Source organism: Hymenobacter rubripertinctus, assembly GCF_003583925.1.
GTDB classification, from domain to species: domain Bacteria; phylum Bacteroidota; class Bacteroidia; order Cytophagales; family Hymenobacteraceae; genus Hymenobacter; species Hymenobacter rubripertinctus.
Genome location: NZ_QYCN01000004.1, coordinates 222,072 through 243,139 on the forward strand (window position 1 = coordinate 222,072; position 21,068 = coordinate 243,139).

The 21,068-nt window shown below is 64.5% G+C and carries 15 protein-coding genes and 2 pseudogenes; 8 read left to right on the forward strand and 9 right to left on the reverse strand.

What is annotated here, in order from left to right; translation table 11 throughout:
- Positions 1-116 precede the first annotated feature (116 nt).
- Positions 117-1,316 carry a glycoside hydrolase family 1 protein gene (locus D0T11_RS04350; protein WP_119654561.1) on the forward strand — a complete coding sequence of 400 codons (1,200 nt, stop codon included), beginning with the start codon at positions 117-119 and terminating at the stop codon, positions 1,314-1,316.
- A 35-nt stretch (positions 1,317-1,351) separates the two neighbouring features.
- The gene (locus tag D0T11_RS04355) at positions 1,352-2,110 is read left to right on the forward strand and encodes a phospholipase D-like domain-containing protein (protein WP_119654562.1); all 759 of its coding nucleotides are present in this window, start codon (positions 1,352-1,354) and stop codon (positions 2,108-2,110) included.
- A gap of 104 nt (positions 2,111-2,214) precedes the next feature.
- Here D0T11_RS04355 and D0T11_RS04360 read toward each other — a convergent pair whose 3' ends face one another.
- Positions 2,215-3,771, reverse strand: a complete 1,557-nt coding sequence (locus tag D0T11_RS04360; RefSeq protein WP_182888233.1) for an RICIN domain-containing protein — start codon at positions 3,769-3,771, stop codon at positions 2,215-2,217.
- Between the two features lie 252 nt (positions 3,772-4,023).
- On the opposite strand from D0T11_RS04360, the gene D0T11_RS04365 reads away from it, so the two are divergent.
- Positions 4,024-4,530: a methylated-DNA--[protein]-cysteine S-methyltransferase gene (locus tag D0T11_RS04365; protein ID WP_119654564.1), complete on the forward strand. Its 507-nt coding sequence runs from the start codon at positions 4,024-4,026 to the stop codon at positions 4,528-4,530.
- Positions 4,531-4,555: 25 nt separating this feature from the next.
- On the opposite strand, the gene D0T11_RS04370 is transcribed toward D0T11_RS04365, so the two are convergent.
- Positions 4,556-5,449, reverse strand: a complete 894-nt coding sequence (locus tag D0T11_RS04370; protein WP_119654565.1) for an alpha/beta hydrolase — start codon at positions 5,447-5,449, stop codon at positions 4,556-4,558.
- A 168-nt stretch (positions 5,450-5,617) separates the two neighbouring features.
- On the opposite strand from D0T11_RS04370, the gene D0T11_RS04375 reads away from it, so the two are divergent.
- The 5 genes from D0T11_RS04375 (at position 5,618) to D0T11_RS04395 (ending at position 9,961) form a co-directional block, all read left to right on the forward strand.
- Positions 5,618-6,337, forward strand: a complete 720-nt coding sequence (locus tag D0T11_RS04375) for a tetratricopeptide repeat protein (RefSeq protein ID WP_119654566.1) — start codon at positions 5,618-5,620, stop codon at positions 6,335-6,337.
- Between the two features lie 147 nt (positions 6,338-6,484).
- Positions 6,485-7,225, forward strand: a complete 741-nt coding sequence (locus D0T11_RS04380) for an outer membrane protein (protein ID WP_182888234.1) — start codon at positions 6,485-6,487, stop codon at positions 7,223-7,225.
- Between the two features lie 246 nt (positions 7,226-7,471).
- Complete coding sequence (locus D0T11_RS04385; RefSeq protein WP_119654568.1) at positions 7,472-7,927, forward strand: SRPBCC family protein; 456 nt, start codon at positions 7,472-7,474, stop codon at positions 7,925-7,927.
- A gap of 94 nt (positions 7,928-8,021) precedes the next feature.
- Positions 8,022-8,546, forward strand: a complete 525-nt coding sequence (locus tag D0T11_RS22005) for a hypothetical protein (protein ID WP_147374519.1) — start codon at positions 8,022-8,024, stop codon at positions 8,544-8,546.
- Between the two features lie 224 nt (positions 8,547-8,770).
- Positions 8,771-9,961 carry a class I SAM-dependent rRNA methyltransferase gene (locus tag D0T11_RS04395; protein WP_119654570.1) on the forward strand — a complete coding sequence of 397 codons (1,191 nt, stop codon included), beginning with the start codon at positions 8,771-8,773 and terminating at the stop codon, positions 9,959-9,961.
- A 259-nt stretch (positions 9,962-10,220) separates the two neighbouring features.
- Here D0T11_RS04395 and D0T11_RS04400 read toward each other — a convergent pair whose 3' ends face one another.
- The 7 genes and pseudogenes from D0T11_RS04400 to D0T11_RS04425 all read right to left on the reverse strand — a co-directional run bounded on the left by D0T11_RS04400 (position 10,221) and on the right by D0T11_RS04425 (position 20,946).
- Entirely contained in the window at positions 10,221-11,030 is an 810-nt protein-coding gene (locus tag D0T11_RS04400; protein WP_119654571.1) for a glycoside hydrolase family 16 protein, read from the reverse strand.
- A 115-nt stretch (positions 11,031-11,145) separates the two neighbouring features.
- Positions 11,146-12,030, reverse strand: a complete 885-nt coding sequence (locus D0T11_RS04405) for a glycoside hydrolase family 16 protein (protein WP_119654572.1) — start codon at positions 12,028-12,030, stop codon at positions 11,146-11,148.
- 106 nt (positions 12,031-12,136) lie between these two features.
- The gene (locus D0T11_RS23520) at positions 12,137-12,967 is read right to left on the reverse strand and encodes a hypothetical protein (RefSeq protein ID WP_394365764.1); all 831 of its coding nucleotides are present in this window, start codon (positions 12,965-12,967) and stop codon (positions 12,137-12,139) included.
- A 159-nt stretch (positions 12,968-13,126) separates the two neighbouring features.
- Positions 13,127-13,399: pseudogene (locus D0T11_RS23525) on the reverse strand (PKD domain-containing protein); the annotation flags it as partial.
- Between the two features lie 61 nt (positions 13,400-13,460).
- A pseudogene (locus D0T11_RS04415) lies at positions 13,461-14,918 on the reverse strand (RagB/SusD family nutrient uptake outer membrane protein); the annotation flags it as partial.
- Between the two features lie 43 nt (positions 14,919-14,961).
- The gene (locus tag D0T11_RS04420) at positions 14,962-18,150 is read right to left on the reverse strand and encodes a SusC/RagA family TonB-linked outer membrane protein (protein ID WP_119654575.1); all 3,189 of its coding nucleotides are present in this window, start codon (positions 18,148-18,150) and stop codon (positions 14,962-14,964) included.
- A 792-nt stretch (positions 18,151-18,942) separates the two neighbouring features.
- The gene (locus D0T11_RS04425; RefSeq protein ID WP_119654576.1) at positions 18,943-20,946 is read right to left on the reverse strand and encodes a 7TM diverse intracellular signaling domain-containing protein; all 2,004 of its coding nucleotides are present in this window, start codon (positions 20,944-20,946) and stop codon (positions 18,943-18,945) included.
- Between the last annotated feature and the right edge of the window lie 122 nt (positions 20,947-21,068).

The following is a 21,068-nucleotide window of genomic DNA, read 5'->3' on the forward strand; positions in this document are numbered from 1 at the left end:
CCGGCACTAGCAAGCCCACCCCTAACCCGCGGCCCGCGTTGGGGGTATAGAGGACGATAACGCCCCGCGAACCGGGCGCGTTATCGTCCTTTTTATTTCCGCTGATTCCTTATTCCATGCCCGTTACCGCTTCCGCCTTCGACTCGCCCTTTGCTTCTTTCTGGATGGCCGGCTTCGAATGCACCGACCAGCTCAACGCCTTCGGCCACCGGGTCGATTTTCTGCCCCTCACCGGCCACCTGGAGCTGCTCGACCAGGATTACCGGGCCATCGGGCAGCACGAGCTGCGCACCGTGCGCGAGGGTATCCGCTGGAGCCAGGTGGAGCGCCGCCCCTACGAGTACGACTGGACCACGGTGCAGGTGCTGCTTGACGCGGGCCGGCGCCACGGCATCCAACAGGTCTGGGACCTGTGCCACTTCGGCTACCCCGACGACCTGACGCCCCTGCATCCACTGTTTGCCCGCCGCTTCGCTGCCCTGTGTCGGGCCTTCGTGGATTTCTACCGTCAGCAGCGGCCCGACGATGTGCTCATCGTCACGCCCATCAACGAAGTGAGCTTTATGAGCTGGCTGGGGGGCGACGTGCGGGGCACCTCACCCTACGCCCAGGGGCAGGGCTGGGAAGTGAAGCGGGGCCTGATGCGGGCCTATATTGAAGGCGTGGCCGCCTTACGTGAAGCCGACCCCGGCATCCGTATTCTGACTACCGAGCCGCTGGTACGAGTGGTGCCGCGGCCGGGGGCCGGGCCGGCCGAGGTGCGCCGGGCCCGCGAGGCCGACCGCAGCCAGTTCCAGAGCGTGGATATGCTCGCGGGTCGCCTCTGCCCCGAACTGGGCGGGCGGCCCGAATACCTCGATCTGCTGGGCTTCAACTATTACTTCGACAACCAGTGGCAGCTGGAGCCCTACCAGACCCTGCCCTGGGCCAACGAGCACCACGACCCGCGCTTCCGCCCCCTGAGCGCCCTGCTCCAGGATGCCTACCAGCGCTATGGCCGCCCGGTAGTGCTCAGCGAAACCAGCCACCCCGGCCACGACCGCCCGCACTGGCTGCGCATGGTGGCCGAAGAATCGGTGAAGGCGCTGCGAGCCGGCGTGCCGCTGCTGGGCGTCTGCCTTTACCCCATCATCGACCGGCCCGACTGGGACCACCTCACGCCCTGGCATCATTCGGGCCTCTGGGACGCCGACGTTACCCAGGACCGGCCCGGCCTCACCCGCCTGCTCCACGGCCCTTCGGCCGGAGCCCTGGCCGATGCCCAGGCCCTCACAACCCGGGAGTTGGTGCGGCTGGAACTTGTGGATATGGCTTAGGCCAACGCCCCGGCTGGTTTACCGTACCTTCCGGCATGTCCTCTACTACGCCCCCCGTATCCGAGCTGCTTGGCCAGTTTCGCCAGGCCTTCGCCGACGTCAATCTTTCGCCCGCCGAAGCCACGGAGCTGCGCGAACGGCTCACCGATTTCCAGCGCCGCCACGGCAATGTGGAGGCCCTGCGCCGCCAGCTGTTCGGGCTAGCCAAAAACCACTTCAACACCTTCAAAGACAAGGCCGTAGTCGAGTGGCTCGAAGCGGCCAGCGCCCTGCTGCCCGCCCCCGATCAGCCCGTGCCCGAACCAGCCGCAAAGCCGGCTGCGACACCTGCTATTAGTGGTAAATCGGCGGAGGCCCGGGTGTATTTCAGCCCCCAGGATGAGTGCGTGGCCGCTATTCAGGAGTTCATCCGGAGTGCCCGCCAGACGCTGGACGTGTGCGTGTTTACGGTGGCCGACAACCGCCTGACCGACGAGCTACTGGCCGCCCACCGCCGGGGCGTGCGGGTGCGCCTGCTCACCGACAACGACAAGCTCACGGACCGCGGCTCCGACGTGCGGGCTATTGAGGAGGCCGGCATTCCGGTACGCATCGACCGCACCGACCACCACATGCACCACAAGTTTGCCCTCTCCGATAACCGCCTGGTGCTCACCGGCAGCTACAACTGGACCCGCTCGGCCGCCGAGTATAACCTCGAAAACCTGCTCATCAGCCCCGACCCGGCTCTGGTAAGCCGCTACGTTGGCGAGTTCGCCCGGCTCTGGGCCGAGCTGGCCGCCTTCGGGGGATGATCATTACCCCCCTCCCCTCCACCCACACCAACGCCCCGTTTCAGTAGCTGAAACGGGGCGTTACGGAGAAGCTGACAGCTACTAGCTGAGGGCTAAAAGCTGCTTTATTTCGGGCTCGTAGCACCTACTTCCGGTACATCGGCCGAAGGGCGGCGGATGGATACCAGCTGGCGGGTGTTGTCGGAACCAACTGTGAGGCTCAGGTAATAGTCGCCGGCCGGCAGGCTGGTGAAGTTGAGCGTCTGGTGGTGGGAACCAGCGGTTTGCTTGCGGTAGTCGGACACGCGCACGGCCACCCCGTTCTGGTTGTAGAGCACCCAGCCGAGGGGTTTGGATTCGTTCAGGCTGTACGCCATCTGCATCACCCCGTTGGAGGGGTTCGGGTACACGCTCATACTGTTGTCGCCCACGCCTCCCGTTTTGGGAGCCCCGGCCAGGATGGGTTCTTCCATTGCTTTCACGGGCTCCAGCTTCCACTGCTGGTTGTCCTTGCCGGTGTAGCGCCACTGTTGCACGCCCCCACCCAGCGTGTCTTTGTCGGTGAGCGCCTTGCGGCTGTGCTTGGCAGTAAGCTTGTAGTAGCCGTCGCCCACGTCCTCAATTCTCCACTGCTGATTGTAGCCGCTGTAGTAGCTCCACAAACCCAGGGGAGTACCATTGGAGGTTGCGCTGCCCAGCACTTCGAGCACTTTGTTGCTGCCGGGCACAACCAGCCGGTACACCCCTTCGCCGGCGGGCTCAATGCGCCACTGCGGAGCAGCCGGCTGCTCCGCAGTGGCGGCCATTTGCTCGCTCAGGGTAGCCGGCCGGCCCTGGGCTACTTCCAGGGGCTTGCCCGTGGAGCGAACGGTGAGCGTGTAGACTCCGGGCAGCTCCGTGCTGGGCTTTTCCTCGGCCGGGGCGGGCTTTGGTGCTTTGGCTGGCTTTTCTACGGGCTTAGGCGTTTCGGCCGGTTTGGGAGTGGCTTGCGCTACCTCCTTCACGGGTTTGGCCGGCTTGGCCGGAACGGCTACCTTGGCAGGCTTGGCTTCCTTGGCGGCCGGCTCTACCTTGGCTTTGGCCACGGGCGGCGCACCGGCCGGGTCGGGCGTGGTGGGCGAGCCCAGCGGGTAGAGGTTGCCCGCCGGGATGAGCTGCGCACCCTGGCCCGGGGGTACCCACTGGAGCTGAATAGCGGCCACGCCTTCGGTATCGTTGTATTCGAGCTTGATGGTGGCTTTCTCGCCGGCGGCCAGCGTCACGCTGCCGTCGTCGAGGCTGCCGGCCTTTTTGCCGTCCCAGGTATCCAGCACCTTCTTGCCGTTCACCCACAGGCGCACTTCATCCGTCGTGACGGCCACGAAGCGGTAACGGCCCGTAGTAGACGCGGCAATCAAGCCCTCCCAGCGCACCGAAAAGTTGTCGGCGGGTAGGCCGGGCGCGGGCGCTTTCATTCCCCACCGGAAATCGATGACGGCATCCTGCCGCTTGAGCACGGGCGTGCCGGCCAGGGAGCCGTTATTAAAGTAAGAAGCCGTCAGGCCGGTGCCCCAGCCCTGCACGGGCCGAACCAGAGTAGGCCGGGCGGCCGCCGCCATAGGCTCCGGTGCCGAAGCGGCCCCGGCCGGCAGTTGGGAAAGGAGGCCCAGCCCCAGGGCGGAGCGGAGGAGTAAACGTCGCACAGTAGGCAAGGCTTTGAGGAGTGAAAACAGAGCCGAAATCAGGCAAATAAGAACCGCACAAAAAAGTAAACGCAGATTTATATTTCCTGCTTCTCTTCTCAGCAATATACGCCTTTTTTTCAGGCGGTTGACTGGCCTTGTTTTCCCCGGGCAGTCGCCCTGCATTCACAAAGTCAGCGGGCAGAACCGTAAAAAGCCGATATTGGGAAGGTTTTCCGCGTATTTCCGCAGCCTGCCTAATCCCGTTTCCGCATGAGTGACGCCTCTGCCTATCTGCCCTCCGTGCTCGGGCTGCTGGAGCTGCGCGGCACCGAAGCCGGCCTGCACTCCGTCCGGTTTCTGCCCGCTGCCGACCCCGATTGCGGTAGTGTTCCGGCCACGGTTCCGGCCCAGGTCGCCGGCTGCCTGCGCGAGTCCTACCGGCAGTTGCAGGCCTATTTCGGGCGGGAACTGCGGGAATTTTCAGTAGCGACTCACGTAACGGCCGGCACCGATTTTCAGCGCCAGGTATGGGCAGCTCTGCCGGCTGTGGGCTACGGTACCACTGCTTCCTACCTGGAGCTAGCCCGCCAACTGGGCAACCCCGGGGCCGTGCGGGCGGTGGGCGCGGCCAACGGCCACAACCCGTTGGCAATCATCTGGCCCTGCCACCGCATCATCGGGGCGGGCGGGCAGCTCACGGGCTACGCCGGCGGCCTGGCCCGTAAGAAATGGCTGCTGGAGCTGGAACGGCCCCACGTGCAGACCAGTCTTTTTTAAGCGGTTTGAGCCCGAATTCCGGCGGCTACTTCGGGCTTGCCGGACTATTGACCAGCGCCAGCAGCTTCTGGTAGATGATGTTGTGCTGCCAGTAGAGCTGCAAGACCATGGGCGCGTGCTTTTTGCCGGGCAGCACCTGGTAGTGCGGCGCATGGCCCAGCTCCGTGAGCTTCTGCCGGAAACGGGCGCTGCTGCTGCTGATGGACGGATACGTTTGGCCACCCACAAAAAGCTGCATCGGGGGCGTGTGGGCCGTGAGATGATACATGGGCGAAACCTGCCGCCATACAGCCGGGTCGGGGCCGAAGGGCACCAAGTACTGTGCGTCGCCGGGGTACTGCATCTTCTTCAGATAGTCATACATATCCAGGCCCGCCGGGTCATCCAGCACGGCCCCGCGCACCGGGTTTAGGGCCTGTCCCCAGCGCCGGAACAGCGCGTCATCGGCCGCCAGCAGGGCCGCCAGCCCGCCTCCGGCCGAGTGGCCCAGCAGGAAAATCCGCTGCGGGTCGCCGCCGTATTCGCCGATGTGGGTTTGGGTCCAGAGCACAGCCCGGGCGCAGTCGTCGGCCATCTGGGGCACCCGCACCTGCGGGGCCAGGCGGTAGTTGATGACCACGGCCACCACCCCCTGCTTGGCCAGGCGGCGGCCGATAAAGGAGTAGAAGTTCTTGTTGCCGCTGTTCCAGCTGCCACCGTGAATGAACACGACTACCGGCCGGGGCGCGGTGGCCTTCGCGCGCGGGGCGTACACGTCCAGCAGGTGGCGTTCGGGGCTGAAGGCCGAGTCGGTGGCGGGCACGTAGGCCACGTTGGCCGTGCGGCGGCTGGGGCGGGCCACGGCGTACTCGGTGGCCGCCAGCAGCAGCAGCGCGCCGACGAGCAGTACCGGCAGCACCCGGAAAAACACAAATTTCATAGGGAGGGAAGCGCAGAGGCGAAAAACGAAAGGTACGGCCACCGGCCGGGGGCGGATTGGGGAAGCCCGCGCTTGCAACGGCCCGGGCGGGGGCGGGTTGCGCCGGCCGCCGTATCTTTGAGAACCGGCGGGTTTGTTATGCTGCCGCCTTTGCTCGTTCCATTCCTTATGAAGTCTACCTTTCTACTCGCGGCGGCCCTGATGCTCGGCGCCGCGGCCCCGGTGCAGGCCCAGCGCAAGGCCCGCAAAGCCGCCAGCGAAGCCCCCCAGTCGGTGGCCACCACCCGGCTGCAACCCCTGTTCGGGGGCCTGACGCCGACCCAGGCCGAGCAGGCGCTGGGAGCCGCAACCATCCGCAGCCTGGCGGGTAGCTTTGCTTCCCGGGCCGAAGCAAGTCGTTTTTTCAGTACCAAGGGCTACGAGTACCTGGCCGAAAACCAGCGCGATACGGCGGCTTACCGCTTCAACCTGGCCTGGGTGCTCGACCCGGCCAACCCCGACGCCTACCACGGCCTGGGGATTGTGGCCAGCAGCGCCCCTACCCCCGACCAGGCCATCGACCTGCTCAAGACGGGCCTGGACCTGTCGCCCGACAACTCCTTTCTGCTCAGCGACCTGGGGGCGAGCTACCTGATCCGCTACGAGCAAAGTAAGAAAAAGAAGGACCTGACGACCGCCAGCGAACTGTTGCAAAAGGCCACCGCCCGGGACGCGGCCAATGCCACTGCCTGGCAGCAGCTGGCCCGCGCCTATTACTACCAGGAAAGCTACGCCCAGGCCTGGGAAGCCGTGCACAAAGGCCAGGGCAGCAGCCTGGCCGCCGTCGACTTCAGCCTGGTGGCCGACCTGCTGGCGAAGCTGCCGGACCCCGAGGGCAAGTTCAAGTAGGCCGGCCACCGGCGGGTCCGGCTTCCGGGCCAGCGTGGCTTGCGCCGGCATCCGTTTCGGATGCGGCGGGGCAACGCCCGGCTACGCGGCCGCGTATGCCGGGGCTTCACCCTCTTGCTGCTCCGCTCCGTGAATAGTTGCTCCCTGTTGCCCGCTTTATTGTTCGTATCCGTCGCCTCGGCGCACGTGGCGCTAGCCCAGGAGGGCGGCCCCGAACGCCGCCGCCGCCACTACGACGGGCAGGCCCGGGCCTACTACCGGGGTCCTGTGCGGTTTACGCTGGGCGGGGGCGTCGGCTACTACAACGGGGACCTGACGGGCAGTCTGAGCAACCAGTTTCTGGGGCCCAGCTTCACGGGTGGGCTGCAATACCAGGTGCATCCGCACTGGCAGGTGGGGGGTGAGGCGTCCTATATCCGGCTGGGGGCCAAGGACTACCTGCCGGCGCGGGGGCTGGCTTTCCAGGGCAGCAACGCGGCCGGTATCACCTTTGTGCGCTGGGAACCGCTGCACGACGAAGGACTGTATGCCTCGCCCCGCCGGCCGGCCGCCGTTTTCAAGCCCTACCTGAAAGCGGGAGCCGGGTTCGTGCTCTATAGCCCCAGGGCCTTCTATGGCACCACCCGCCCCAACGGCAACATTACGCCCGCCTACCTGCCCGCCGAACGCAACGACTACCCGGCTCTGGCGCTGGCCTTCCCGGTGGGCGTGGGCTTCACGGTTCGCCTCACGCCCAAGCTCGGTGCCTCCCTGGAAGGCGCCTACTCCTTCACCACCACCGACCAGCTCGACGACATCAGCCCGGTGTCCGGCCGCTCGGCTTCCGCCCTCAAGGATGGGTATGGCCAGTTGGAGCTCAAGCTGGAATATGCGCCCTGGGCGCGGTAAAGCACTTTTTTCGGGCCACTTGCCCCCTCCTACGACACTGCGCCCACACTGCCACCCAGTGGGGCCGTTGCCGGGCAGCACGGGCACGATATGCCAGCCTGCGGCCGGGCCGACGGTACGCGGCCCCGGTATCTACGTTCGGAAAGCTCACGCTCATGCTCACGACTACCCTGATGAGCCGCTTGTAGCTATGCGGCGCGGGAGCAGCCCTCAAAACCCGCTGCCGCTTACCGGGGTTATCCGGGTATGAACCTCTACCTGCGCACCCACGTTGCCGCCGCGCCCGCCGAAGTATGGCGGGGCTTTACCCGGGACCTGTTTCTGGCCCTGGCCCCGCCGTTTCCGCCCTCCCGGCTGCTGCGCTTCGATGGCTGCCACCGCGGCGACGAGGTGCACCTGGAACTCGGGGCCGGCCCCCTGCGCCAGCCCTGGACCAGCCTGATTACCGACCACGGCATCACGAGTAACGGCACGTATTACTTCGTGGATGAGGGCCGGGTGCTGCCCGCGCCCCTGCACTCCTGGCAGCACCGCCACCTGCTTCAGCCAGCTCCGGATGGTGGCACCTACATCGTGGAGGATCTGGAGTACCGCACTGCTTCCGTCCTGCTCGACCGGCTGCTGTGGCCGGCCGTGTGGGCGCAGTTTGCCTGGCGACGCCCCATTTACCGGCGCTGGTTTGGCAAGCCGGCCGGGCAATAGCCACCGCACCAGCGGCCGGGGCAGCGCCAACGGGCCGACTGCCGTATACGCCCGCGGTAAGGCGCGTATCTTGCCGCCCACCTGACCTCTGCCCATGCTTGTTTCTACTCCCGGTACCCGTCCGCTTGCCCCCCTGCTGGTTGCCCTCTGCCTGCTGCTGACAGTGGCCGGCTGCCAGAGCGCCCGCCCGGCCTACTCGTTTCAGCCTCCGACTGCTACTCTGCCCGCCCGCCCGGCCGATGCTGCGCCGGCGGCCCCGGCGGCCCCACTAGCAACTGCGGCTCCTGGGGTAGCGAAGGCGTTACCGGCGGCCCCGCCCCGGGCACGGCGGGTAGCAAGGCCCCGGGTTATGCAGCAGCAGTTGCGGCAAGCGGTGGCCCGGGCCACCACGGCCGGGCCACGGCAACAGGCCGCGCTCCGGCCGGTTCGCCACGCGGCGTCCGGAGGGCAGGCCGCGCAGGAAGTCGGGTTGGGGACCACCGTGCTGGGCGTGCTGGGCCTGGTGGTGGGGCCGGTTGCTTTGCTGGGCCTGCTGATCTGGGGCGGGCCGGTCTGGGCCACGCTGGCGGCCCTGGCGGCCCTGGCGGTGCTGGTCGCCTACCTCGACCCTTTCCGGTAGACAACTTGGGCGGGTCCTGCTGGCCCCGCCGTTCTTTTTTTGTTGCCTTATTTCTCGTTGGCGGAGATAAGGCAACAACTTCCCTGTTGCCTTATCTCCGCCAACGAGAAATAAGGCAACAACTTCCCCGGGGKCGGGGCGGGAGCGGAGGGCATTTGCCGGCGGCGTAGGGCGGGGCGGGGCAGACTGTTACCTTTGCAGTCCATTTTGCTACCCCCGCTGCCATGTCTGCTGCCATCGTTACGCTCAAACCCGGAAAAGACCAATCCTTGCGCCGCCGCCACCCCTGGGTGTTCTCAGGGGCCATTGCCCGCTTGCAGGGCGAGGTAACGGAGGGTGAAGTAGTAACGGTGCAGGCCCCCAACGGGGAGGTGCTGGGCGTGGGCCACTACGCCCCCGGCTCCATTGCGGTGCGTATGCTCGATTTCGGCCCCGACTCCCAATTGCCCGACGCGACTTTCTGGGAAGGTCGTCTGCGCAACGCCTACCAGCTACGCCAGGGCCTGGGCCTCACCGGCACCGGCAACACCAACGTCTACCGCCTCACCCACGCCGAGGGCGACGGCGTGCCCGGCCTCATCATCGACGTGTACGGCGATACGGCCGTGGTGCAGACTCACAGCGCGGGTATGTACAAGGCCCGCCCGCTTATTGCCGCCGCTTTGCAGGCCGTGATTCCGGGCCTGCGCGCCATCTACGACAAGAGCGCCGAAACCGTGCCCGCCAAGGCCGCGCCGGGCGCTCAGAACGGCTATCTGTTCGGGGAAAGCAGCGGGCAGGAGCACGTGGTGCACGAGAACGGCCACCCTTTTGCCGTGGATTGGGAAACGGGCCAGAAGACCGGCTTTTTCATTGATCAGCGCGACAACCGCAGCCTGCTGGCCCGCTACGCACCCGGCCGCCGGGTGCTCAACACGTTCTGCTACACCGGCGGCTTCAGTTCCTACGCCCTCCAGGCCGGGGCAGCGCTGGTACACTCCGTGGATAGCTCCAAGCGCGCCATTGAGCTGACCGAGCGCAACGCGGTGCTAACGGGCCTCGAAAGCAAGCACGCCGCCTACGCCGAGGACGTGTTCAGCTTCATGAAGAACAGCCAGGAGCAGTACGACCTGATCGTGCTCGACCCGCCGGCCTTCGCCAAGCACCTCTCGGCCCGCCACAACGCCCTGATGGGTTACAAGCGGCTGAACGCGGCCGGCATCCGCCAGATTGCGCCCGGGGGCCTGCTGTTCACCTTCAGCTGCTCCCAGGTAGTATCGGCCGAGCTGTTTGAGGGCGCCGTGCTGGCCGCCGCCATCGAGGCCGGCCGCCCCGCCCGCATCCTGCACCGCCTCACCCAGCCCGCCGACCACCCCGTGAGCCTCTTTCATCCCGAAGGGGCCTACCTGAAAGGGCTGGTGCTGGCCGTGGAGTAAGTCCCCCCAACTTCCGGGCAGATGTAGTTGTTTCGGGAGCCCCGGCAGCTTTGCTACCAGCGCCTGCGGGCGGCCCCAAACACCTTGCGGGCGGACGAGTACAAGTCTCGAAAAACCAAAAGCCGGTCTGCACCCCTAACAGGCAGACCGGCTTCGGTAAAACCCTGCCACGGTACAATGGCGGGGGTAAAGAGCGGGTAGCGAAACGCGCCCCCGGTGGTTGCAGCCACCTGGGAGGGAAGCGGTTTTCGGCACCGGCTTACTCTTTCTTCAGGGCGTAGAAGCGGACGTAGTCAACTTCCAGACGTTGGGGGAAGGCCGCTTCGTCAATGCCCTTCAGGCCGCCCCACTCGCCGCCCACGGCCACGTTCAGCAGCAGGTGGAAGGGCTTGTTCCAGGGCCAGGCCTCCCAGCCGGTGCCTTCGTTGCGGGTGGCGAAGTAGAGCTGCCCATCGACCTCGGCGGTAATGGTTTCCGGGGTCCATTCCACGGCGTAGGTGTGGAAGGCGGTGGTGGCATCGGGCAGGAGCGTAGTGCCGGTTTTCTGGTTGTTGAGCCGGAAAAAGTACGTTTTGCAGTGGGTGGTGGCATGTACCACGTTGGCGTCGTAGCCCACGTGCTCCATGATGTCGATTTCCCCGTTGTCGGGCCAGCTTTTGTTGCCGTAGGTGTTCTCGTCGGGCAGCATCCAGATGGCGGGCCAGGTACCCCGGCCAGCCGGCAGCCGGGCGCGTACCTCGAAGCGGCCGTAGGTCTGGCTGCCGCCCGGTCCCCGCGAAACCAGGCGGGCCGAGGTGTAGGCGTTGCCGGGCATCAGGGCCTCGCGGCGGGCTTCCACCAGGAGGTAGCCGCCTTCGACGCGGGCATTTTCCGGGCGGTGGTTAGTGTAGTACTGCTGCTCCTTGTTGCCCCACCCGTCGCCGCCCACCTCGTAGCGCCACTTAGTGGAATCGGGCCGGCCGGTGTAGTTGAATTCGTCGCTCCAGGTGAGCTTGCGGAAGGAGTAGCGCGGCTTGGGGGCCGGCGCTTCCGCTGTAATTCCGGTTCCGGGCGTGGCAGCGCTCAGCATCCCACTGCCAAGCACCGCCGCCGCCCGGGCCAGCAGGCCGAAGCCCCGAAAATTCCGGCGGCCGTTGGTTTGTTTCCCACCCCCTGGGGCCGGCCGGAATGCTGGCAAATAACGCTTACTTGTACTGGTAGAACCGAACATAATCAACCTGCATCTGCTGGGGCAACACCGTGGACGCATCCGGGTCGCCATCAAAGTCGCCCCCGACGGCCACGTTCAGAAGCATAAAGAACGGGTTATTGAAGGGAAACGGACTGGCTTCGCTGCCGGTGAAGGTATAGTAGAGGTTGCCATCGAGGAAGAAACGCAACAGATCCTTGCTGCGCACCACCGAGTAGGTGTGGAAATCGTCGGAGAGTGGCGTGGCAACAGTTTTGGTAGTGCCTTTTGAGCGGCGGTCAGCGTAGCTGTTGCCGAAGTGCATAGTAGAAATCAACTCGGTGGGCCGGCTGCCGCGCAACTCCATAATATCAATTTCGCCGCACTTGGGCCAGTTATTCTGGTCAATATCGGAGCCCATCATCCAGATAGCGGGCCATACGCCTTTGCCCTTGGGCACTTTAGCCCGCACATCGATACGCCCATACTGGAAGCTTCTCTTGCCCTTGGTAATGAGGCGGCCGGAGGTATAGGCGTTGTTGCCCGACTGCTGGCGGCGGGCCTGAATCACGAGGTTGCCCCCAGTCAGGTACACATTGTCGGTGGAGTTGGTGTAGGCCTGCAACTCGTTGTTGCCCCAGCCGCCGCCGCCCAGCTCGTAAGTCCAGGTGGCTTGGTCGAGAGCGCCGCCATTAAACTCGTCGGCCCAGATCGGCTCCGTGTACTGGGAATAGTCGCGCGGTTCCTCGTTTACGGCTGCCGTAGGGGGGGGCGTAGGCGTGGGGGCCGGCACGTTCTTGGTTTTGGTTTCGGTGCAGCTTAGCAGGCCCAGCGTGCAGGCCAGGCCCAGCGAGTAGCGGCGGATAATCGTCATTGGGAAAGCGTAATTCACGTAATTCATACGAGTGAGTTAAGGGGAAAAAAATCGGAAGGTGAGACAGTACCGATTACCCCAATACACCGGGCCGGAGCAGATGCCCCAGCCCGGTGCGGTGAGCTGGCGGCCGTTACTTAACAACCAGCTTTATAGTGAAAACCGTTCCTCCGTTCTGGCCGCTGCCGGCCCGCAGGGTCATTTTCTTGTCGTCGATGGTCAGGATGCGGTACACCTGTTCGGTGGGCGAGGCGTCGGTGGCGGCGATGAACGCGCCGGGCCGCGTGAGCCGGAACTGGGCCAGCCCCGCGCCCGAAGCCGGCCCGAACACGAACGGTGTGGTACCGGTGAGGCCGGGCTGACAGCTATAATTCTTTTTATCAGCGAAGAATGTTTCGCCTTTGGCGTCGTAACTCATCACGTTGGCCGTCGAGAACGTGTACTCGTCGTCCGACTGGCAGGCGGGCAGCTCGCCGGCCTTCACGCCGCCGAAGTACTCCGTCGGGTTGAGTTCGGTGCCCACCACGATGGGGGCGTCCACGGTGTTATCGAGCTTCCAGGTGCGCGACGAATTGCCGGTGAGCAGCTGCTTGAAGGGGGCCGTGGCATCGTAGGGGGCCAGCGTCAGCACGGTGCGGGTGCCGTCGGGGTTGGTGCCGCGCAGCCGCAGCCGGGTATCGGTGGCCTCCAGCACATCGTAGGTTTTGTTGGCCACCGAGTCGGCCGTGCCGATGAAGTTGCCCTTGCCCCTGAGCACAATTTGCGGGTTGCCGCTGGGGTTGGGCCGGAACACGAAGTTGCCCCCATTGGCGATGGAGTTCACGCAGGCCCCGTTCTTAAACGACTGGCCGCCGCTGGTGTAGCCCAGCGTGTAGTTGCTGCTGAAGGCGAACTGGTCGTCGAGCTGGCAGGGGTCGAGGGTGGTGGAGCTGGACAGGACCGTGCCGCTGGCCGACTCGCGCACAATAGAGCCCGGGGCGTTCAGAAACGACCAGACCCGGGTGCCACTGCCGGCGCAGTCCACAATTTTGCTGAACACGGCATTGGAGCAGCCATCGGGCACGGTTACGGTTTGCTTGGCCGAAATGCCGGTGCCGCCCCGCCCGGCCGTGAGCAGCTCTACCTGGTAGGAGCCGCCCCGGGTGTAGGTGTGCTGCACCGGACTGCCGGTGCCCAGGCTGTTGTCGCCGAAGTTCCACTCGTACACGAACCCGTCCTGGCTGGTGCTGGTGAAGGTAACCACCGTCGGGAATTCGGTGGTATTGACCTGGAAGGTGAAGGTAGAGGTTGGAATGGGGCCTTCCAGCTGGCTCTCGTCGCCGTCTTTCTTGCAGGAGGTCAGCAGGAGCGGGCCGGCCAACAGGCCCAGCAGGGCCATACGTGCTATAGTTTTCATGGGAATTTTTAGGGGGGGGGGGTGGATGCGGTAACCCGGGCGGCCGGGGCTGCACCAGGCCCGAATTCACATCGATTTCAGACTGCGGAATCGGCAGCACGATGTTGAACGGCTTCACGCCCTTGCGGATATAGTGCGGGCTGGTGAGCAGCTCGCCCGTGCGCTTGGAGTCGAACCACCGGTCGTTTTCGAAGGCCAGCTCGTACTTCCGCTCCCGCCACACGGCCCGCTTGAAGTCGTCGGGGCTCATGGCTTTCAGGTCGTGGACGCCGGGCGTGTTGATGTCGGTTCCGAAGGCGCGGCGGCGCACTTTGTTGATGGCCTCCAGGCCCGAGGGAGTGGGGCCTTCGGCTTCGGCCTGCATCAGGTACACTTCCGCCAGGCGCATCACCGGAATGTTGAGCTCCGAATCCCAGACGTTGGTATTGACCTTGCCGATAAACCACTTTTTGCAGCCGTAGCCGTTGGGCGAACCGGGCAGCGAAGCGGGTTGGGTGCGGCCGTCGGGGTATTTGTCGCCGGGCTTCCAGATGGTCACGTCGCGGCGCAGGTCGCCGGCTTCGTAGCCGGCCACAAAGTCGTCCTCGGGAATATTGAAGCCATAGCCCCCCTGGGGCGTGATGCCCTGGCCGCGCGGCCCGAAGAACTCGTTGCCCACGAAGCCCAACCCGTTAAAGGTGTACTCGTTGCGGCCCGCGATGTAGCCAACCTCAAACAGCGCTTCCTTGCCGTACTCGTTGGCTACCTTGAAGTTGTCGCCGTAGTTGGCCCACAGGCTTTTGCCGCTGCCGGCAATAACCTCCTTGGCGCGCTGGGCGGCCCCGCTCATGTTGCCCTGGGTGAGGTACACTTTGGCCAGCAGGCCCGTAGCGGCCCACTTGGTGGCCCGGCCCAGGTCGTCGCCGCTGTAGGAGGGCGGCAGGTTGCCGATGGCCTCCGTCAGGTCCTTCACAATCTGGGCGTACACGTCGGCGGCGGGGCTGCGCTTCACGTTCACTTCGGCCAGGGTGGTGGGGGGCACGGTGAGCAGGGGCACGTCGCCGAAGGCCCGTACCAGGTCGAAGTAGTACTTGGCCCGCAGGAACTGGGCTTCCCCGATGCTGCGCTTCTGAATGGCGGGGTCGATGCTCATGGCCGGCACCTTCTGGAGCACAATGTTGGCCCGCCCGATGCCCACGTAGCAGCCGCCCCACAGGTTGGAAGTGAGCGGGTTGGTAGCCGGGATGTTGAAGAAATCGAGCTGCTGCTGCTCGATGCCGTCGCCGCCGCCGCCGCCGCCGGTGGTCGAGATATCGGAACCGATGTCGCCGATACCCCACAAGGAGTAGTTGTACTGGCCCTGCTTGCCCAGCTCGCTGTAGATGGCGGTGGTAGCCTGAATGGCGTCGGTGGCGGTTTTGTAGAAGTTCGCGTCGGTTACCTGGTCGGTAGGAGCCTCCGACAGGAAGTCGCGGCCACAACCCGTGAGCAGGCCCAGGGTCAGGAGCGTGGCGGTGGTATATTTTGTGATGGGATTCATCCGAAAAGCTGGTTAAGGGAAGGGGTAGGACAGAGCGTCGGGCCTAGAAGCCGATGTTGACGCCGGCCAGGAACACGCGCGGCTGCGGGTACACGCCCAGATCGACGCCGCTGGCCCCCACCTCCGGGTCGAAACCCGAGTACTTGGTGAAGGTGGCCAGGTTCTGGGCCGTTACGTAGAGGCGCAGCTGCTTGGCGGCCACCCGGTCGCGGACCATCTGGGGCAGGTTGTAGCCCAGAGTGAGCGTTTTGATGCGCAGGTAAGAGCCGTCTTCGAGGAAGTAGCTGCTCACGCGCAGGTTCTGGTTGGGGTCGTTGGCCACGGCGCGGGGCACCTCGTTGCTGGTGCCCGGGCCGGTCCAGCGGTCCAGCACCCGGGCGCTGCCGCTGCTGTTGCCATACAGCGGGCTTTCCAGGATGAAGCGGTTCTGGTTGTAGATCTGGTTGCCCTGGGAGCCTTGCAGAAACACGTTCAGGTCGAAGCCCATCCAGGTGAATGTGTTGTTCAGGCCGTAGGTGAAATCGGGGTTCGGATTGCCGATAAAGGTGCGGTCCGAGGCATTGATGATGCCGTCGCCGTTGAGGTCCTTGAAGCGGATGTCGCCGGGGGCCGTGTTCTTGGTGGGGTCGTTGCCCCGGTTCTGGGAAGCGTGGGCATTCACCTCCTCCTGGGTCTGGAAGATGCCGTCGGCCACGTAGCCGTAGAACGAGCCGAAGGGCTGGCCCTTGTCGTAGCGCACAATCACGCCGCTCAGCGCGCTCAGCCCGTTATAGGGCTGGCCCACCCCGAGGGCATCAAGCTGGGTTTTGTAGGCCGACATGTTCAGGGTCGTCGTCCAGCTCAGGCCCCGGCCCGTGCCCTCCACGTTGCGCGAAGTCAGCGAGAAGTCGATGCCCCGGTTGTAGGCGGAGGCCGCGTTGCGGTTCACGCTCTCGTAGGTGCCCGACACCAGCGACACCGGCACCGGCGCAATCAGGTTGGGAGAGTTCCGGTTGTAGAGGTCGATGGTGGCCTCGAAGCGGTTTTCGAGCAGCCCGATATCGAAGCCCAGGTTGGTTTGGTTGTTGTTTTCCCAGCGCAGGTCGGGGTTGGCCAGGCGGGTAGGAGCCGCCCCCGTGAGGATGGTGCCGCTGGGGCCGAAGGGATAGTTGATCTGCGAGTTGATGGCGTAGAGGTAGGCGAAGCGGCCGGCGTTGTTGGGGTTGCCCACTTTGCCGTAGCCCGCGCGCACCTTCAGGTTGCTGATGACGCGGTTGCCCTTCAAAAAGTCCTCCTCCGAAATGCGCCAGCCGGCCGACACGCCGGGGAAGAAGCCGAACTGGTTGCCGGGCTGGAAGTTGCTGGAGCCATCGTAGCGGGCAATGGCCTGAAACAGGTATTTACCGCCAAACTCGTAGTTGAGGCGGGCAAAATAGCTGGCCAGGTGGGCCGCCGGGTTGATGCTACCCGCGTTGGCCAGCCGGGTATTAATGGGTCCCGAGTTGATAACCTGCAAGTCGTTGCGCAGGTAGCCGCTGCGGTAGGCCTCCACGTTGCTGAAATTGAACTCCTGGGCCGACTGGCCCAGCAGCACCGTTACCTGGTGCTTGTCGGCAAACAGGTGGTCGTAGGTGGCCGTGTTCTCAATCAGGTAGCTCGGCGCGTACGAGGCCGTGGCAGTGGCCCCGGCCAGGTTGTAGCGGGTCGAATACGTTTCCTGGCCGCCTCCGGGCAAATCCACCCGCAGCTCCGGCACCGTGGGCCGGAAGGAGTTGAAGTTGTCGAAGATGAAATCGGCCCCCACGTTGGTGCGGAAGCGCAGGCCCTTGACCGGCTCCAACTCGGCGAACAGGGTCGTCAGGGCCCGGTTGCGGGTGAAACCCTGGTTGTTGAGCGTCGCCGCCACGATGGGGTTCTCCTCGATGAAGTTGTCCTGCTGGCCCCGGGGCTCGTAGTAGTAGCCATCGGGGCGGTACACGGGCAGCGTGGCCGGAATGCGCAGCGTCTGCTGCACGGTGCCGTACTCGCCGCTGTTGGAGGTAATCTGCCGGTCGTTGAGGTGGGTGAGCGAGATGCTGTTGCCGAACTTGAGGATGTTGTTCACCTTCACGTCGCCGTTGGCGCGCAGCGTAAACCGCTCGAAGTTGGAACCCACGATGGTGCCGTCCTGCTGGAAGTAGCTGCCCGAAATAGCAAAGCGGGCCTTTTCGCTGCCCCCGGTGGCCGAAAGGGCGTAGTTCTGGATGGCGGCCCGGCGGAACACCTCGTCCTGCCAGTCGGTGCCTTCGCCCAGGGCCTGGGGGTCGCGCAACTTGTCGACCACAATGGGCAGGCCGGCGGCAATGCGGCTTTCGTTGTTGATGACGGCGTATTCCTGGGCATTGAGCAGCGGCAGCTTGCGCCACACCTGCTGCACGCCCCGGTACACATCCAGGTTGATGGTCGAAACGCCCGCCTTGCCGCGTTTGGTGGTGATGATAACCACGCCGTTGGCGGCCCGCACCCCGTAAATAGCGGTGGCCGAAGCGTCCTTCAGAATGTCAATCGATTCAATATCGTTGGGGCTGATGGCGTTCAGCTGATTTTCCTGAACGTTGCCGTTGGCATCCTTCGATTCGGGCAGGGGAAAGCCGTCCACGACGTACAGCGGACTGTTGTTGCCCGCCGACGTGATGCCCCGCACCCGCACCGACGTGCCGGCCGCACCACCCGGCGCGCCCCCGTTGGAGGTTACCGTGACGCCCGCCGCCCGACCCTGTAGGGCCTGGGTGGCATCGGCCACCGGCTGGGAGGCAATTTCCTTCGCCGACACCGACGACACGGCCCCCGTTACGCTGCCGCGCTCCTGGGTACCGTAGCCCACGACCACCACCTCGCTCAGGGCCCGCAGATCCTCGGCCATCGTCACAACGATGCCGGCCGAAGCGCCCGTAATAGCCACCTCCTTGCGCACGAAGCCCACGTAGCTGAAAATCAGCGTGGAATTCTCGGGCACGTTCAGGGCGAAAGTGCCGTCGGAGTTGGTGGTGGCCCCGATGGTGGTGCCCTTCACGATGACGGTTACGCCCGGCAGTGGGTCGCCATTTTCCTGGGTTACGCGGCCCGCTACGGGTACGTCGGCCAGGCGGGTGGCACGGGTTGCCGGGGCCGCCGCCGGGGCGGGCGCAGCTCCCAAAGCGGGTAGGGTTGGCAAACCGCAGGCCGCCAGCCACAAAGTCCGGCGCAACGCCTGAGTGTAGAGGTGTTGGTTCATTGATGTGTGGGAATTGAGGGAAGGAAAAACAGCTGAAAATGCCGGTGGGCAAAACGGGGCCAGACCGTGGGAAAATCTGGCTACCGGAAAAAATGAAAGGTCAAGCGCGCCATCATTAAGGGAGCAGGAGGAGGCTGGCGGCACGAGCAGAACTCCGACGAGCCTGACGGGAAGAGGGCCGCCCCCGGTGCGGGCACGCAGCAAGGCGGGAGGGCGGGCGAGGGTCCGGTTGCGCTGACTGGGAAGTGGTTCAGCCGGAACAGGTTGCCGTTCGGTATCGGCGGATAGTCAAATATACCCTCCCTTGTTCGGGAAAAGCAATGTTAAAAATGCTTCTAGGGTAGTTTAATAGCGGTTTTTAGCTTTAGAGCACAACTAGGTTATACACTTACCGCACACGCGAAAGAGCCCTTGAAAGCCCCTGATGCTTTGCTTGTAGGGTTCCGCCAGAGAGGTAACAACACGTAAAAAACAATCAAAAAAATAGCTGTACCAGATACTTTTTTTACCCGGATTACCGGCCAAGTGTCCACTTTCCTATCCAAATAAGCCTATCGGCCAGAACCCAGTGCCGGCTTGGCCCCGGCCGCCTACTTGGCCGGCAGCTGCGGATAGCCGCTTGAGCCCGGGCCGCAACGCCCCGGCCAGTAGCCCCGCTACTTAGTGCCGGAACGGTTGGTACCGTCGGTTGGGCCGGCCGGCCGCTACGGATGCAGCGCGCGGGCGGCCGGCGTATCAGCTAACCGCTTCGGGGTCAGGCGCCTGTCGGTGTCCTGAGCGGGTTGACGGGGGTTACGCCCGGTCAGCAGCTTCCTCTGCTACCACTGCCTCCTCCGTATCCGGGGCGTTGGCATCGAGCAGCACATGGGTCCAGCCTTCGTTCTCGTCAAAGTCGGGGGCCTGGCGGCGGCGGCGCATGGCTTCCAGCACTTTCTGGCTGAAGCTCCAGCAGGTACCTTGGCGCAGGTCCAGCACGCGCGAGAGCTCCTGCGACGAGTAGTTGCCCTGGTGGGTATAAATCAGGAATACAGCGTAAAAAGCCTTGATAATGGAGAATTTACATTTCTGCAAGAGCGTATAGGCCGTGGCCGATTCCACGTAGCGGCACTTGGTGCAGCGCCGGGAGTGGGGCTCCCGGCCGTCGCAGAACTTCTCGTGGCCGCATTTGCGGCATTGGTAACCGTCGGCCCACTTCAGGTTGGCCAGGTAGGCCAGGCAGGCATCCTTGTCGGGGTATATCTGGCTGAATTCCCCAAAATTGACCTCCTTCGACAGCACCCGCGCCGTTTTCACTTCCTGTAAATCGTGTTGCAGGTCCTGGTTGAGTTTTTCGATGGCGGCCGACTGCAGGGCCAGCAGACCATTGGCCTGGAGCAGCTCGCGGTTCTGGCCGGCAATAGTTTCGCTCTGGCGGCTGAGTTCCGCCGTACGCTCGGCCACCAGCCCTTCCAGCTCAGTATTCAGCTGATCCTTCAGAATCTGGTTGTGATGCAACTGCTCCACCAGCTGGTTCTGCACCGCGTGCTTCTTGCGCAGCTGCTTCACCAGTTTGCCCTGCGTGCGGATGGTAGCCTCCTTGATGGCCTTGATTTTCTCCCCCAGCGCGTAGGACAGCACCACTACTTCGACCACGAAGGCCACGTTCATGCTGTAGACCGTGGCCGTATTGGTAAACGTATCGATGCCCAGGCGGCGCAGAATCAGGAATCCTACGCTGAGAGCCACCAAAGCGTGGGCCAGCAGAAAGTAGCGGGCCGTGCGCTGGCCCCGCTGCCACACGCGGTAGGCGGCATAGTAGATGAGGCCATAGGGCAGCAGATACAGCCAGAATCCCCAGCCTGAACGCACCCACACGGTATCCAGCACCAGCCCGGCCAAGCTCACTACTACCACGGCCCGCACCCAGCGGTCGAGGCGGGGCAGGCGCTGGGCAATGTCGAGGAACTGGCGGGCGTAGTAGCTGAAGGTGAGCAGCAGCAGAATGGGGGCGCCCGCAATGATGAGCTCATTCAGGGCCGGATGCGCGGGCCACAGGTACTGAAACCCCAGCCCGTCTTCCGACAGAAATACAAGGCTGCAACTGAGCACGTATAGCACGTAGCGCAGGTAGGTTTGCTCCCCGATGAAGAGGTAGAGACACAGGTTGTACACCACCATAATCAGCAGAATACCATAAAAGCCGCCCAGCAGGCCGTATTCCGTCTGAAAATGTACGGCTAGGGGCTGCTCGGTGCGCAGGCGGCTCAGGAAAGTGGTTTTAGAGCTCGATACCAGCCGCAGGTAGTAGGTCTGGGTCTGCTCGGGGTGCAGGGGAAGGCGGAAGAGGAAGTTTTTGTAGGGAAACTTGCGGGTGCTCAGGGGCAGGCCGGCTCCGGTAATGACGGGGGGCGCACCATCGGGCGGAAAGAACTCTACGTTGTTGAGGTGGGAGTCGAATAATTCCAGATACCAGTGCTGTTGGAGCGCCCCCCGGGCCTGCACCCGCAGGCGCAGCCAGTAGGCCGCGCCGGGGTGGTCCATGGTAGTGGTGGGCAGGGTGCTGGCCCGCTGAAACTGGCTGGCCCACCGGGGCTCCCGGATCTGGGCCAGCGTGAGGGTGCCCGAGGGGTCCTCCAGGACGCTGTAGTAGGTGGGCTCAACGAATACTTCTTCCAGGGCGGCAGTTACGCGCAGCGTATCGGCGGGCTGGGCCCGGACTGAGGGGGAACCGCACAGAATCAGCAGCAGGCTGCTTAGCGTCAGGAGCGAAAACCAGGTAGCCCGACGCGGAGGGAGGAGGGAGGTTACGCGCTTCATGGTACGTTCAAGATACAAAAAGCCGCCCGACTTCACCAGGCACTTCTGACCAGGTACTCCTGACCAGGCAACGACAACCGGGGCCAGGGCTGACCCGCGTGAACTGCTCAACAGCCAGGGCC